Below are 12,356 nucleotides of genomic sequence, written 5' to 3' on the forward strand. Positions count from 1 at the left end.
TTTGCCTAGGCAGAATCCGCTCCGTCCTAGGGGAGTAGTCTCCCGCGAGCACCCCGCTCGCCCGGTACGCGTCAACATACTTGGTCCTCAGACCATGGCGCGTACGACCCACGGTCCGCATAGACGGACCCAGGGTTTGACAAGACCTATGACACGCACACCTTACCCGGGGCGGGAAGGTCGTACGTGTCATAGCCGTGTCGACCCGCCCCCGTAGGAATCCTGATGCTGGAATCGTTACTCGTCCCCACCGCTATCGTTGCCCTCGCTGAAATCGGCGACAAGACGCAATTGCTCGCACTCATTCTCGCGGCGCGTTTCCGCAAGCCCTGGCCGATCATCGCCGGTATCGTCGCCGCGACCCTGGCCAACCATGCGGCGGCCGGTGCCGTGGGCGCCTGGGTCGGCGGCTTCTTCTCGCAAGCGACCTTGCACTGGATCCTCGCCGCGAGCTTCGCGGCCACCGCGCTGTGGACCCTGGTGCCGGATAAGATGGACGACGACGAGGCCAGCACGGCGCGGCGCTTCGGGCCGTTCCTGACCACGCTGATTGCGTTCTTCATTGCCGAAATCGGCGACAAGACCCAGGTCGCCACGGTGATGCTGGCAGCGCAATATCCGCACCTGATCATGGTGATTATCGGCACCACCCTGGGCATGCTGATTGCCAACGTGCCGGTGGTACTGGCGGGCAACTTTGCCGCGGAGAAACTGCCGCTGACCCTGATTCGTCGCCTGGCGGCGACCGCGTTCGTGGTGCTGGCGCTGGTGGCGGTGTATTCGGCCATGGAGGTGAGTGGCTGGGTGTAGCGCTGAAGCAATCGCGGGACGAGCCCGCTGCCACAGGGAACAGTGGTGCTCTTGTGGGAGCGGGCTCGTCCCGCGAAGGGGCCGCAACGCGGCCCCAGACGCTTACTTCCTGGCCTGCTCGTAAAGCGGCATGACCTTCGGAATCGCCGCTTCCAGCGAAGCGATCCGGCTGCTCGATGCCGGGTGGGTGCTCATGAACTCGGGCTGGCCGCCACCGGAGGCCGCGCTCATCTTGTTCCACAAGGTGATCGCTGCATTCGGGTTGTACCCGGCCCGGGCCGACAGTTCCAGGCCGATCAGGTCGGCTTCGTTCTCGTTGGCCCGGCTGTTGGGCAGCGTGAGGCTGTACTGCACCACGGTATCGGCCAGCGCCAGGCTGTCCTGGCCCAGGCCCAGCAAGGCACCCGCGCCCTGGCGCGCCATCTGCACGCCATAGGCCTTGGACATCGCTTCGCGCCCATGCTCGCGCAAGGCGTGGGCGATTTCATGGCCCATGACTGCCGCCAGCTCGTCGTCGGTGAGCTTGAGCTGATCGATCAGCCCGCTATAAACGAAGATCTTCCCGCCCGGACCACAGTTGGCGTTGAGCTCGTCGCTCTTGAGCAGGTTGACTTCCCATTGCCACTGCGCGGCATCCGGGCGGAACTGCGGGGCCTGGGCGATCAGCCGGGTGGCGATGGCCTGCACACGCCTGGCGTTGGCGCTGGACTTGTCCACCGCGCCCTGGCTCGAGGCTTCGCTCAGCGTCTGCTGATACGACTGCGCATACATCTGGTTGACCTCGTCGGTCGACAACATGCTGAACATGTATTGCTTGCGCTCGACCCCCACCGCACCGCCGCTGGTGGTGTTAACCGCCTGGCATCCTGCCAGCAGTACGCTGGCGCTGAGGGCACCAATAACAAATGACTTACGCATGTGAACACTCCATTCGAACATGCCGCGTATCCTAGGCCGCGCCGAGTGACGACGCCAGATGCAGGCGCGAACATTTCATGTCAGTGCTCATGCTTTTGACGGTCGGCGCCGATAACGCAAAAGGCGACCCTCTTGGCACTCGGAGCCCCTCATGAAGTTCAAGTCGATCCAGTTTTCCGTGGCGGCCCTCGCCGGCGCCATCGTATTGAGCATCGTCGCAGCCCTGGTGATGTACGCAGTGTTTGCCGGCGCACGCACCCAGGCGCTGGTCCAGACCCGCACCCAGCAACAGTTCGAAAGCGTTATCGAGCAACGCCTGACGGCCCTGGCGCAGACCCAGGTCAGCCAGATCCAGCGTGGCCTCGAAGCGCCGTTGCTGATCAGCCGTGGCCTGGCCACCACCAATGCCCTGCTGGGCATGAAAGATGCCGCCGGCAACCCGCAACTGAAGATCGAGCGCGAACAGTTGATCGCCCTGCTCAAGCAGACCGCCGTGGCCAACCCGGCGATCCTCGGCACCTACCTGGGCTGGGAGCCGAACGCCCTGGACCACGACGACAGTCGCTATATCGGCACCGATATCGTCGGCATGGACAAGGCCAGCGGGCGTTTTCTGCCCTGGTGGTTCCGCAATGAAGACGGCAGCCTCGGCCTCGACGAACTGGCCGACGTCAGCGATCAGACCGTCCTGGCCACCGGCGTGCGCGCCAGCGAGTACTACCTGTGCTCGAAAGAGTCGAAACGCGCCTGCGTGATCGACCCGGCACCTTATAAAGTGGGCGACAAGGTGGTCATGCTGGCGTCCTTTATCGAACCGATCATCGTCGACGGCCAGTTCCAGGGCATTGCCGGCGCCGACCTGTCGGTGAACTTCATCCAGGAACTGCTCAAGACCGCCGACAGCCAGCTGTACAACGGCGCCGGCGAGCTGGCCCTGGTGTCCGGCAATGGCCGCCTGGTGGCCTACACCAAAGACCAGAGCAAGTTCGGCGAGAAGGCCAGCGACGTGCTCGACCCGACCGAAGTTGCCGGCCTGGCCAAACTGCAGGGCGAAACCCTGCGTTACGAAACCGACACCGCCAGCGGCACTATCGAGCTGTACCTGCCGTTCAAGATCGGCAACACCGAGGCGCGCTGGACCCTGCTGCTGCAATTGCCGATCAGCGCGGTGATGGCCGATGCCGAGCAATTGCAAAAAGACCTCAGCGAGCAACGACGCACCGATATCACCGGCATGACCGTGGTCGGCCTGGCGATTGCGGCTCTCGGTCTGCTGGTGATCTGGCTGCTGGCCCACGGCATTGCCCGGCCACTGCGGCAGATGGTCAGCATGCTCGACGACATCGCCCAGGGTGAAGGCGACCTCACCCGCCGCCTGAGCAGCGACCGGGCCGACGAACTGGGCTCGATCGCCAGGGGCTTCAATACCTTCCTGGCCAAGCTGCAGGCGATGATCAGCCAGGTGGTGGCCTCGGTACAGAAGGTTAGCGACTCCTCGGAGCACACGGCCGACATCGCCATCCGCACCAACCAGGGCGTGCACAAGCAGATGGCCGAGATCGACCTGGTGGCCACTGCCGTGCACCAGATGACCGCCACCGCCCAGGACGTGGCACGCAACGCCACCCACGCGGCACAGGCTGCGAGCAATGCCGATCAGGCGGCGAACCAGGGCCTGGACATCGTGCGCAACACCTCGCAGTCGATCAGTGCGCTGGCCGAGGAGATCGGCCGTGCGGTGGGCGTGGTGCAGAACCTGGCGCGCGACAGCGAGAACATCAACGCGATCCTGGTGGCGATTCGGGCCATTGCCGAGCAGACCAACCTGCTGGCGCTGAACGCAGCCATCGAGGCGGCGCGGGCCGGCGAACAGGGCCGTGGCTTTGCCGTGGTCGCCGACGAGGTGCGTAACCTGGCGCAGAAGACCCAGCAGGCGACCGAAGAGATCCAGCAGATGATCCAGCAGTTGCAGCAGGGCACCCGCGATGTGGTGCGGGTGATGGAAGACAGCCAGGGCAAGACCGATGTCAGCGTGCAACAGGCGGCCAAGGCGGCCGAAGCACTGGAAAGCATCACCCAGGCGGTGTCGGTGATCAACGACATGAACACCCAGATCGCCAGCGCAGCGGAAGAGCAGAGCGCGGTGGCCGAGGACATCAACCGCAATGTGATCAATATCGGCCAGGTGGCCAATGAGGTGGCCGGCGGTGCCGACGAGTCGAGCAGCGCCAGCGCCGAGCTGACCAAGCTGGCCGAGCAGCAACGACGCTTGATCAATCAGTTCCGGGTGTAATTGCCGCTGTTGAAACCTTGGGAGCCGGCAAGGCCGGCTCCCACCGCTAACAACGACCTGATACTTTTGTCAGGTTACAACTGTCGGAGCCCCGCTCACACTGACACGCTTAGGCAAGACACAGGCAGAGCTCATGATGGAAGGCGACCCGGACACCGCAACCTGCACCTATCAATACGACGCGCTAGATCGACTTGCCCGCACCGCCACGGCGGAACAACCCGCGGTCCTGCGCTTTTATTTGAACAAGCGATTGCTCGGCGAGATCCAGGGCGCCGTCGGACGCACGTTGCTGCAACATGGCGACATCCTCCTGGCGCAGCAGGACATCACGGGGAGCGCCGCCAGCGCCACCTTGTTGGCCAGCGATCGCTACCGCTCTGCTCTGCATGCGCTCAACGGCACTGCCGATCAGGCGCCGCGCTATACACCGTATGGCTTTTGCCAGCCTGCTGCCGAGCCTGCAACAGTGGTCGGCTTCAACGGCGAATGCGCCGACCCATTGACCGGGCACATCCTGCTCGGCAGTTATCGCGTCTACACCCCCCGGGTGATGCGCTTCCACAGCCCGGACAACCTGTCGCCATTCGGCAAAGGCGGAATCAACCCCTATGCGTACTGCCAAGGCGACCCGCTAAACAATACCGACCCCACGGGACATAACCCCCTGAAAGCCATCAGCAAAGCGGCAAGTGCAGTGTTCAAGGGCAAAGACCCTTTGCGCGATGAGGCCGTTGAAGGCATCCAAGAACTATTTCCCAACGTGCACTCTTTCATCACCCGCGGCGAAAAGGGAAAAACCTTGAACATCCATGGCCACGGCATCCTTGACGAGAACGGCGACAGCTTGCTCACGTCACTGGGTAAAAATGGTGAACAGATTTTTCTAGGCGGCGATACGGTCGGAAACAAGGCAATGAAGGCTTATCCGGGCGAAACATTTTCCAAAGCGCGTTTAATTCCGTGCATGAGCCTGGTGGGGCAGCGCTCTTTCGCCGGTGACTTCGCCAGAACCACCGGCCTGAGGACCAAAGGCGCTTTCGGGCTAGTCAGAGCGACCACCATTGAAGGCGTAATGAAGAAAAATCGCTTCAGGCTCAATCGCACAGCGCCAGGCTTCATGCCGGGCGAAATAACGCCAGCAGGCAAGGTCAAAGAAGTCCGCAGGTATCAGGCGTAGTCGCCCAGGCTGCCCTGCTCACGCCGGGGTGAGGCACTCCGGTGCATTCAGCTTGGGATCATTCACGAAATTCGCCAACACTCGCTCGCGCAATGCCGTTTGCGGGCTGGCGAGCAAGGTCTGCAGTTCCGCCAGCGAAGTGTCCGGGTTCAACCAGGCCGCCTGCCCGGCTGCATCCAGAATCAGCGGCCGACGCTGATTCATCGCCGCCTGGGTAACCACCGCGGTACTCAGCCAGACCTGCTCCTGCACCGGGTACGCCTCCCAAATCGCCGCAAAGAACAACGACGACCCCTCCGCCGGCGTCAACCAGTACGGCCGCTTGCGCACCGTGCCGCGCCACTCGTAGAAACCGTTGGCCGGCAGCAAGCAACGGCGCAGGCGGAACGCCTCGCGAAACATCGGTTGCTCGGCCAGGGTTTCGGCCCGCGCATGGGCCGGGGTTTTCGACAGGTCGGTGAGCCAGGCCGGGGTCAGCCCCCAGCGCGCCCGCGCCAGGGTCGGCTCAGCGTGCTCCAGGCGCTGGATCAACACCGAGGCGCCCGGCGAGATATTCCACTGGGCCTGCTGGTCCGCCGGGAACCCCGGCAGTGCCGCAAAACTCGAGTTCCAGCGGAACAGGGCAAAACGTCCACACATCAGGCAACACCTAGCAAATCAGAATTCCCGGAAGACTCTCCGGCTCGTCGCCAGGAAGCGGTTGAGCGGCATTGTACGCGGCGATCAGCGCGCGTGCGTACTCGGCCTGTTCGTCGGCCACCGCCAGCCCCAGCAGGCCCTGCAGCGGCAGTTCGCCGGCAGCACCGACCAGGTCGCGCCCGGCCAGGTGCACCTTGACGCCTTCGCTGCTGAGCATGCCGATCAGCAACTCGGCTTCCAGCAGGTTCTCCGGCTCATAAATACGCTGCATTACTCATCCTCGCGCTTGACGTCGAGCATCCACTCGTCGCCATGCACCTGCAGCACGAACACGATCGGCCGACAGCACACCTGACAGTCTTCGGTGTAGGTCTGATCGCCGCCAGAGAGGTCGAGCGTGGTTTCCACCTCTTCACCACAATAAGGACAATCGTAGATCGCTTGTTCCAGCATCGCGGCCTCCAGAGTGACTTGTGCGTATAATTGCCGGTCTATTTACAGGCCATGTCCGTGTCCGAGCCGTTTTTCGGACCGCAGCCTTACTATTACCCTAGCCGTTTCCAACAAGAGAGCATGATGGGCGAATTCGATGCCATCCGACCGTACGACGACGCTGAGGTCCCTGCCGTTCTGGCACGCCTGCTCAGCGACCCGGCATTCCTCGATATCCTCACCCACTTCCGCTTCCCGCGTATGGCCGGGGCATTCGGCTGGCTGCTGAAGCCGCTGATCGCCCGCCGCCTGCGCAAAGAATTCGCCGGGGTCAGCTGCGTTGCAACCCTGCAGGACAAGGTCGAGTATTACGTCGACCACACCATCGAACGAGCCACCGACGGCGTCACCTACACCGGCGTCGAGCAGTTCAAGTCGGGCAGTGCCTACCTGTTCCTGGCCAACCACCGCGATATCGTGATGGACCCGGCCTTCGTCAACTACGCGGTGTACCACGCCGGGCTGCCGACACCGCGCATCGCGATTGGCGACAACCTGCTGCAGAAGCCGTTCGTCAGCGACATGATGCGCCTGAACAAGAGCTTCATCGTGCACCGTTCGATCAGCGGCCGGCGCGAGAAGCTGGCGGCCTATCAGTTGCTGTCGGCGTACATCAACCACTCGATCCGCACCGATTGCGTGTCGATCTGGATCGCCCAGGCCGAGGGCCGGGCCAAGGACGGCGACGACCGTACCGATTCGGCAATCCTGAAAATGTTCCACATGAGCCGCAAGGACGAGCCGTTCGGTGCGGTGATCCAGTCGCTGAACCTGAGCCCGGTGTCGATCAGCTACGAATACGACCCCTGCGATCAGGCCAAGGCCCGCGAGCTGTACATCCGCGCCAGCACCGGCAGCTACACCAAGGCGCCGGGCGAGGATGACGTCAGCATTGCCCAGGGCATTACCGGCTATAAGGGCCGGGTGCACATCAACTTTGCCGCGCCGGTGACCGCGCACTTCGATGACACCAAGCAGTTGGCGGTGGAAATCGACAAGCAGATTCTCGCTGGCTACCGCTTGTTCCCGGTGCATTACCTGGCGTACGCGCAGTGGGATCAGGCCGATCCGCAGTTGCTGGTGCCAAAGGCGGCCGAGCTGTTCCCGGCCGACGAACTGGCCAAGGCCCAGGCCGAGTGGCAGCGCCGGCTTGAGGCCTGCCCGGCAGAGCACCGGCCGTACCTGGTGTTGCAGTACGCGACGCCGGTGCGCAACCAGTATCGGGTCAAGGCGGGGTTGGGGCTCTAAGACTGCGGCGCCTGCTATCGCGGGACGAGCCCGCTCCTACAAGGGCACTGCGATCCCCTGTGGGAGCGGGCGCGTCCCGCGATGGGCTCACCTCAGATCCAGGTACTGAGCCAGGAAATCAGCAGCGCCATCGCCAGGAACGCAAACCCCAGGATGTAGTAGAAGCGGCTGACCTTCTCGGCCATGCCTCCCGCCACCAGATCCTCCGCCGGCCCACACGCCAGCGCTTGCGCCGCACGACGCCGGGCCGCGTGCAGCAACAACCCGCCAGGGCAGGTGAACAGCAAGGCCAGCAAATTGACCAGCTTGGCCGGGTGGGACGCCAACAGCCCCCAAAGCACGTGCAACGACATCGTCAAACCTCGAAAAACAGCACAAAAAACACTCAACGGCGCGCATTCTACCCAAGCCGCCCGCCCCTGCCCCGCCTTTACGACCAACGACAACTAATTCCCGCCGTCATACGTTCGTCATCCCAGCACGCCACTCTAGCGGCCTTTGATATCCACCGGAGCTTGTCATGCTGCACGCCGAAAACCAGGATCGCCTCTACCGGGTCGTCGAGAACGACGAACAGCAGGCGCTGATCGACGGCCTCGCCTTCAACGTGCAGGACCGCCAATGGCTGGTCTACTGCGCCCTCGGCGGGCACAGCCACGCCGACCTGCCGGAAGTCGACAGCCATACCGGCATCAGCATGCTCGACTTCTACGTCGAAGCGGCCTGACCTGCACGCCACAAAAAAGCCCGATGTCTGCTAGCAGGCATCGGGCTTTTTGCTGCGAAACGGGCGCGGTTATTCGCCCAGCACCTGACCTACGGTCGGGTCCTTGAACAGGCGGGTCAGCGCATCGCTGAGCACATCGCCAACCAGCTTGGTGTTGGTTTCCTGGTTAGGCGCCATGCCGAAGCGCTGGTCCAGCGACGCACCGTAACGGCCGCTGTAACGGCGGTTGGCGTTGGCCACGTCGGCACGGAAGGTCGCACCGATGGTCGCCTCGGTCACGTACATGCCTTCCTTCGGCGACTGGTACTTGAGCTCGGCAAGGGTCACGGTCAGTTGCGGCGCGTTGTAGGCATTCGGCGTCGGGGTGAAGCCGAGCAGGCGCACGGCGGCTTCGGCCTGGGCTTGCAGCTTGGGCACCACGTCATTGCTGGTGACGGTGATGGCGCTGGTTTCCGGGTACAGGCCACCGCGGGTGCCGAGGGTTTGCGAAGCACGGCCATCGACCACCTTGACCACGACCGGCTGGCCACGGCCGACCGGTGCCAGCTGGGCATTGAGTTTAGGTTGCGGGCTCAGTTGTTGCGGGCTGTGGGCGCAGCCCACCAGGGTCAGACTGGTCACCGTGATCAAACCGAACAACAAACGTTGCAACATGCTCATCTCTCCAGGAATAGCAGCAAAGGCCGGCAGTATATATCGCCTGGCCACTCGTGCTATAGACCGGCCGCCCACGCCGTCGTTCGCTGTCACAATCGTTTCATCGTGCGGCGCTAGGCTAGCCTCAATTCCCCACAGGCAGGCCATCATGACCTCGATCTGGAACCTTCTGTTCAAACGCCAACCACAACGCCAGTTCGTTCGCCTCGACGCTCAGGGCCTGTGCCAGGCCTTCAAGCGCTGCGAACAGGCGCCAAGCGGCAGCGGCTGGGTGGAAGTCGGCGAAATTCGCCTGCACTGGCTGAACCGCGCGCTGCCCGCCAACGCCCGTGTTTCGCCGCACGCACGCCTCAAAAGGGTGCACTCGGCGCTGGCCGCCTGACGGACAAGCAAGAAAAACCATTAATAAAGATCGTTTCTTCGCGTTACCTCGCTATAATCTCCCCCCGATTATAAGGACGTCTCCTGATCGGGCCTCGCAGCACCGCCTTTGCCATGCATCGGCCATCCCCGCATTGCCCACAGAGAGCCTTCCACACAGGTCTTGCCAAGCCCGGTGTGCCCGCTTTTTCGGCCCCCTCCAGCTGCGCCAGAACCTGCCGGGCCTGCCCTGCACGGCCCCTTTTGAGGTTCACGACTCCAAAAGAGCGTGAAAAAACGGGTTTTCACAACTTCACGAGAGTGTGGCGAGCAATGAACAGTCTGGCATGTGCAACAGCACCAACAGTGTCCCGAACAGCCCCGTACAGCTGGCAACAGCGCTCATCGTCGATGGGTGCCTAAGGCCGATCCATAACGCACGACGGACACCTTGACCATAAGTCGAATTGCCGCACCGGCTGTAAAATGCGTTCATATGGCAACGCAAAGCCCGGTTGGCGGTGTCCGCTGAAGTTGGAAAAACTGCGAAGTATCGGACATGGCGATCCTGGCCAAGCCAGGAATCCTATGCTGTCAATTTGGTGCTGAAGATTTTGGAGACGCGTTAATGGCGCAGAACGAAACAGTCGATGTGGTACTGGTAGGGGCAGGCATCATGAGTGCCACCCTGGCGGTCCTGCTCAAGGAACTCGACCCGGCCCTGAAGCTGGAAGTCGTCGAGTTGATGGATTCGGGTGCCGCGGAAAGTTCCAACCCGTGGAACAACGCGGGTACCGGCCACGCCGGGCTGTGTGAACTGAACTACACGCCTCAGGCCGCCGACGGCAGCATCGACATCAAGAAAGCGGTGCACATCAACACCCAGTTCGAGGTCTCACGGCAGTTCTGGGCCTACCTGAGCAAAAAAGGCGCTTTCAGCTCGCCACGGGCGTTCATCAACCCCGTGCCGCACCTGAGCTATGTCGAGGGCGACAAGGGTGTGTCCTTCCTGAAGAAGCGCTTCGAACTGCTCAAGCAGCATCACGCCTTCGCCGAGATGGAGTACACCGAAGACAAGACCGTGATGAATCAGTGGATGCCGTTGATGATGCCAGGTCGCCCAGCCGACCAGCAGATCGCCGCCACCCGCGTGATGAAAGGCACCGACGTCAACTTCGGCGCACTGACCAACAAGTTGCTCAAGCACCTGGGCAATACCCAGGATGCACAGGTCAAGTACTGCAAGAAGGTCACCGGCCTGCGCCGTAACGGCAGCGGCTGGACCGTCAGCATCAAGGACGTGAACAGCGGCGGCAGCCGTGAAGTCGACGCCCGCTTCGTGTTCCTCGGCGCCGGTGGCGCGGCCCTGCCGCTGCTGCAACTGTCGGGTATCGAAGAGAGCAAGGGCTTCGGCGGCTTCCCGGTCAGCGGCCAGTGGCTGCGTTGCGACAACCCGGAAGTGGTCAAGCAGCACCAGGCCAAGGTCTACAGCCAGGCAGCGGTTGGCTCGCCACCGATGTCCGTGCCACACCTGGACACCCGTGTCGTCGACGGCAAGACCTCGCTGCTGTTCGGCCCGTACGCCGGCTTCACCACCAAGTTCCTCAAGCACGGCTCGTTCCTCGACCTGCCGCTGTCGGTACGCATGAGCAACATCGGCCCGATGCTGGCCGTCGCCCGCGACAACATGGACCTGACCAAGTACCTGGTCAGCGAAGTGATGCAGTCGATGGAACAGCGCCTGGACTCGCTGCGGCGCTTCTACCCGCAGGCCAAGGCAGAAGACTGGCGCCTGGAAGTGGCCGGTCAGCGCGTGCAGATCATCAAGAAAGACCCGAAAAAAGGCGGCATCCTGCAGTTCGGTACCGAACTGGTTGCAGCCAAGGACGGCAGCCTCGCCGCCCTGCTCGGCGCTTCGCCGGGTGCTTCGGTGACCGTCTCGATCATGCTCGAACTGATCGAGCGCTGCTTCCCCGAGCAGGCCAAGGGCGCCTGGGCGGCCAAGCTCAAGGAAATCTTCCCGGCTCGGGAACAGGTCCTGGCCAGCGACGCCACGCTGTATCACAAGATCAGCGCCTACAACGACGAGGCCCTGGGCCTGGTCGAGAACAGCCCGGCGCAAAGCTACGCGTGATCCGGCAGCCATAAAAAAACGCCCCTCGGGGCGTTTTTTTTGCGCGGGGCAAATCAGCCGCGAGCGTTGGCGATGATCGCGAGGTACTCCGGCGCGTTGCGCTGGTCCTGGATCACCTCGGCGAAGGTCTGGCCGTTCGCATCCTTGCCATCGACGTCATAGCCGGCTTCGACGAAGAAGCCGACAAAGCGCTCGAAGTCGTCGATGCGCAGGCCGCGATAGGCCTTGATCAGTTTGTGCTGGGATGGCGAGGCAGCATCTGCCGGTTCGAACTGCAGGAACGACTTGATGTAGTCGTCGCTGATTTCATCGCCAATCACTTGCTTCTTGTCTTTACGCATTACCGACTCCAGCTGAACCATCACGGACATTTTTCACGGGTCGGCAGTGTACCCCCCGGCAGTGCAGCGGCTCAACGCGCCCGTAGGGTTCCGGTGTGCAGGTCGGCCCAGATATGGCCGTTGGGGTAACTGAGAAACTGCACGTAGAGGGTGTCGTTGCGCAACAGGTCGAGAATGATCCGGTACTGGGCGACCGGGTAGTTCAGGGTCAGGGTACGGGTCTTGCTGTCGAAGGCGGGCTTTTTCAGGCTTTTGCCGGCTTCGCCGTCGAAGTTGATCAACACCCGGCTGATGCTGGCGCCTTTGTTCAGCGGCTTGCCTTTGAGGCGCACGATCAGCGGCGCGGTGATCGGGATTGGCTGCTGATTGGACTGGCGCTGGTTACCGACCACCACCGAATAGTCGGTGACTTGCAGCAATTGCTGGGCTTCGGGGGTTTCCTGACGCAGGCTCTGGTCGTCGGGCGGGAGAAACTGGCTGTGCAGCGGCGCCGCCGAAACCGGCAGGCTGAGCACCAGCAGAAGAGGAAGAATGGCGCGCATGACAGGCTCCTTGGG

15 protein-coding genes, 1 pseudogene and 1 riboswitch are annotated in these 12,356 nt (G+C 62.7%); of the genes and pseudogenes, 8 read left to right on the forward strand and 8 right to left on the reverse strand.

What is annotated here, in order from left to right; genetic code table 11:
- Nucleotides 1-17 precede the first annotated feature (17 nt).
- Nucleotides 18-137, forward strand: a riboswitch (yybP-ykoY riboswitch).
- 88 nt (nt 138-225) lie between these two features.
- Nucleotides 226-810: a TMEM165/GDT1 family protein gene (locus DCO48_RS02715; RefSeq protein ID WP_116549078.1), complete on the forward strand. Its 585-nt coding sequence runs from the start codon at nt 226-228 to the stop codon at nt 808-810.
- 102 nt (nt 811-912) lie between these two features.
- Here the strand turns inward: DCO48_RS02715 and DCO48_RS02720 are convergent, their stop codons facing one another.
- On the reverse strand, nt 913-1,728 hold the full coding sequence (locus DCO48_RS02720; protein ID WP_116549079.1) for a M48 family metallopeptidase: 816 nt from the start codon (nt 1,726-1,728) through the stop codon (nt 913-915).
- Between the two features lie 1,234 nt (nt 1,729-2,962).
- Between DCO48_RS02720 and DCO48_RS23130 the strand changes: the two are divergent.
- The 3 genes and pseudogenes from DCO48_RS23130 to DCO48_RS02730 all read left to right on the forward strand — a co-directional run.
- Nucleotides 2,963-3,166 (forward strand): annotated as a pseudogene (locus DCO48_RS23130) (HAMP domain-containing protein); the annotation flags it as partial.
- A 111-nt stretch (nt 3,167-3,277) separates the two neighbouring features.
- A complete protein-coding gene (locus DCO48_RS23135) occupies nt 3,278-4,021 on the forward strand; it encodes a methyl-accepting chemotaxis protein (protein ID WP_371919479.1) in 744 nt (247 codons plus the stop codon).
- A gap of 133 nt (nt 4,022-4,154) precedes the next feature.
- Nucleotides 4,155-5,201, forward strand: a complete 1,047-nt coding sequence (locus DCO48_RS02730; RefSeq protein ID WP_116549081.1) for an RHS repeat-associated core domain-containing protein — start codon at nt 4,155-4,157, stop codon at nt 5,199-5,201.
- An 18-nt stretch (nt 5,202-5,219) separates the two neighbouring features.
- Here the strand turns inward: DCO48_RS02730 and DCO48_RS02735 are convergent, their stop codons facing one another.
- From DCO48_RS02735 to DCO48_RS02745, 3 genes are read right to left on the reverse strand one after another with little or no spacing between them, the layout of a single operon-like run.
- Complete coding sequence (locus DCO48_RS02735; protein WP_116549082.1) at nt 5,220-5,840, reverse strand: SOS response-associated peptidase; 621 nt, start codon at nt 5,838-5,840, stop codon at nt 5,220-5,222.
- A 10-nt stretch (nt 5,841-5,850) separates the two neighbouring features.
- The gene (locus tag DCO48_RS02740; protein WP_116549083.1) at nt 5,851-6,111 is read right to left on the reverse strand and encodes a putative signal transducing protein; all 261 of its coding nucleotides are present in this window, start codon (nt 6,109-6,111) and stop codon (nt 5,851-5,853) included.
- Complete coding sequence (locus DCO48_RS02745) at nt 6,111-6,293, reverse strand: CPXCG motif-containing cysteine-rich protein (protein WP_116549084.1); 183 nt, start codon at nt 6,291-6,293, stop codon at nt 6,111-6,113. Before DCO48_RS02745 ends, DCO48_RS02740 begins: the two co-directional genes overlap by 1 nt.
- A gap of 120 nt (nt 6,294-6,413) precedes the next feature.
- Between DCO48_RS02745 and DCO48_RS02750 the strand changes: the two genes are divergently transcribed.
- Nucleotides 6,414-7,580, forward strand: coding sequence for a 1-acyl-sn-glycerol-3-phosphate acyltransferase (locus tag DCO48_RS02750; RefSeq protein WP_116549085.1), 1,167 nt, complete (start codon nt 6,414-6,416; stop codon nt 7,578-7,580).
- Between the two features lie 92 nt (nt 7,581-7,672).
- Here DCO48_RS02750 and DCO48_RS02755 read toward each other — a convergent pair whose 3' ends face one another.
- Nucleotides 7,673-7,933, reverse strand: a complete 261-nt coding sequence (locus DCO48_RS02755; RefSeq protein ID WP_116549086.1) for a hypothetical protein — start codon at nt 7,931-7,933, stop codon at nt 7,673-7,675.
- A 167-nt stretch (nt 7,934-8,100) separates the two neighbouring features.
- On the opposite strand from DCO48_RS02755, the gene DCO48_RS02760 reads away from it, so the two are divergent.
- The gene (locus DCO48_RS02760; protein WP_116549087.1) at nt 8,101-8,307 is read left to right on the forward strand and encodes a hypothetical protein; all 207 of its coding nucleotides are present in this window, start codon (nt 8,101-8,103) and stop codon (nt 8,305-8,307) included.
- Between the two features lie 69 nt (nt 8,308-8,376).
- Here the strand turns inward: DCO48_RS02760 and DCO48_RS02765 are convergent, their stop codons facing one another.
- Complete coding sequence (locus tag DCO48_RS02765) at nt 8,377-8,961, reverse strand: YajG family lipoprotein (RefSeq protein WP_116549088.1); 585 nt, start codon at nt 8,959-8,961, stop codon at nt 8,377-8,379.
- A 151-nt stretch (nt 8,962-9,112) separates the two neighbouring features.
- Here DCO48_RS02765 and DCO48_RS02770 point away from each other — a divergent pair, with 151 nt between their 5' ends.
- Nucleotides 9,113-9,346, forward strand: coding sequence for a hypothetical protein (locus DCO48_RS02770; protein WP_116549089.1), 234 nt, complete (start codon nt 9,113-9,115; stop codon nt 9,344-9,346).
- A gap of 606 nt (nt 9,347-9,952) precedes the next feature.
- Nucleotides 9,953-11,458, forward strand: a complete 1,506-nt coding sequence (gene mqo, locus DCO48_RS02775; protein WP_116549090.1) for a malate dehydrogenase (quinone) — start codon at nt 9,953-9,955, stop codon at nt 11,456-11,458.
- A gap of 53 nt (nt 11,459-11,511) precedes the next feature.
- Here mqo and DCO48_RS02780 read toward each other — a convergent pair whose 3' ends face one another.
- Both DCO48_RS02780 and DCO48_RS02785 read right to left on the reverse strand, forming a co-directional pair.
- The gene (locus tag DCO48_RS02780; RefSeq protein ID WP_116549091.1) at nt 11,512-11,799 is read right to left on the reverse strand and encodes a PA4642 family protein; all 288 of its coding nucleotides are present in this window, start codon (nt 11,797-11,799) and stop codon (nt 11,512-11,514) included.
- Nucleotides 11,800-11,870: 71 nt separating this feature from the next.
- Complete coding sequence (locus DCO48_RS02785) at nt 11,871-12,341, reverse strand: hypothetical protein (protein ID WP_116549092.1); 471 nt, start codon at nt 12,339-12,341, stop codon at nt 11,871-11,873.
- Between the last annotated feature and the right edge of the window lie 15 nt (nt 12,342-12,356).

The sequence above is a fragment of the Pseudomonas sp. SDI genome (genome assembly GCF_003105155.1).
Taxonomy (GTDB): Bacteria; Pseudomonadota; Gammaproteobacteria; order Pseudomonadales; family Pseudomonadaceae; genus Aquipseudomonas.

Bases quoted from the DNA above. Each gene is read 5' to 3' on its own strand.
- DCO48_RS02720 (WP_116549079.1), bottom strand. From the start codon at position 1,728: ATGCGTAAGTCATTTGTTATTGGTGCCCTCAGCGCCAGCGTACTGCTG.
- DCO48_RS02770 (WP_116549089.1), top strand. From the start codon at position 9,113: ATGACCTCGATCTGGAACCTTCTGTTCAAACGCCAACCACAACGCCAG.
- DCO48_RS02750 (WP_116549085.1), top strand. From the start codon at position 6,414: ATGATGGGCGAATTCGATGCCATCCGACCGTACGACGACGCTGAGGTC.
- DCO48_RS02780 (WP_116549091.1), bottom strand. From the start codon at position 11,799: ATGCGTAAAGACAAGAAGCAAGTGATTGGCGATGAAATCAGCGACGAC.
- DCO48_RS02730 (WP_116549081.1), top strand. From the start codon at position 4,155: ATGATGGAAGGCGACCCGGACACCGCAACCTGCACCTATCAATACGAC.
- DCO48_RS02740 (WP_116549083.1), bottom strand. From the start codon at position 6,111: ATGCAGCGTATTTATGAGCCGGAGAACCTGCTGGAAGCCGAGTTGCTG.
- DCO48_RS23135 (WP_371919479.1), top strand. From the start codon at position 3,278: ATGGCCGAGATCGACCTGGTGGCCACTGCCGTGCACCAGATGACCGCC.
- mqo (WP_116549090.1), top strand. From the start codon at position 9,953: ATGGCGCAGAACGAAACAGTCGATGTGGTACTGGTAGGGGCAGGCATC.
- DCO48_RS02765 (WP_116549088.1), bottom strand. From the start codon at position 8,961: ATGTTGCAACGTTTGTTGTTCGGTTTGATCACGGTGACCAGTCTGACC.
- DCO48_RS02715 (WP_116549078.1), top strand. From the start codon at position 226: ATGCTGGAATCGTTACTCGTCCCCACCGCTATCGTTGCCCTCGCTGAA.
- DCO48_RS02760 (WP_116549087.1), top strand. From the start codon at position 8,101: ATGCTGCACGCCGAAAACCAGGATCGCCTCTACCGGGTCGTCGAGAAC.
- DCO48_RS02755 (WP_116549086.1), bottom strand. From the start codon at position 7,933: ATGTCGTTGCACGTGCTTTGGGGGCTGTTGGCGTCCCACCCGGCCAAG.
- DCO48_RS02735 (WP_116549082.1), bottom strand. From the start codon at position 5,840: ATGTGTGGACGTTTTGCCCTGTTCCGCTGGAACTCGAGTTTTGCGGCA.
- DCO48_RS02785 (WP_116549092.1), bottom strand. From the start codon at position 12,341: ATGCGCGCCATTCTTCCTCTTCTGCTGGTGCTCAGCCTGCCGGTTTCG.
- DCO48_RS02745 (WP_116549084.1), bottom strand. From the start codon at position 6,293: ATGCTGGAACAAGCGATCTACGATTGTCCTTATTGTGGTGAAGAGGTG.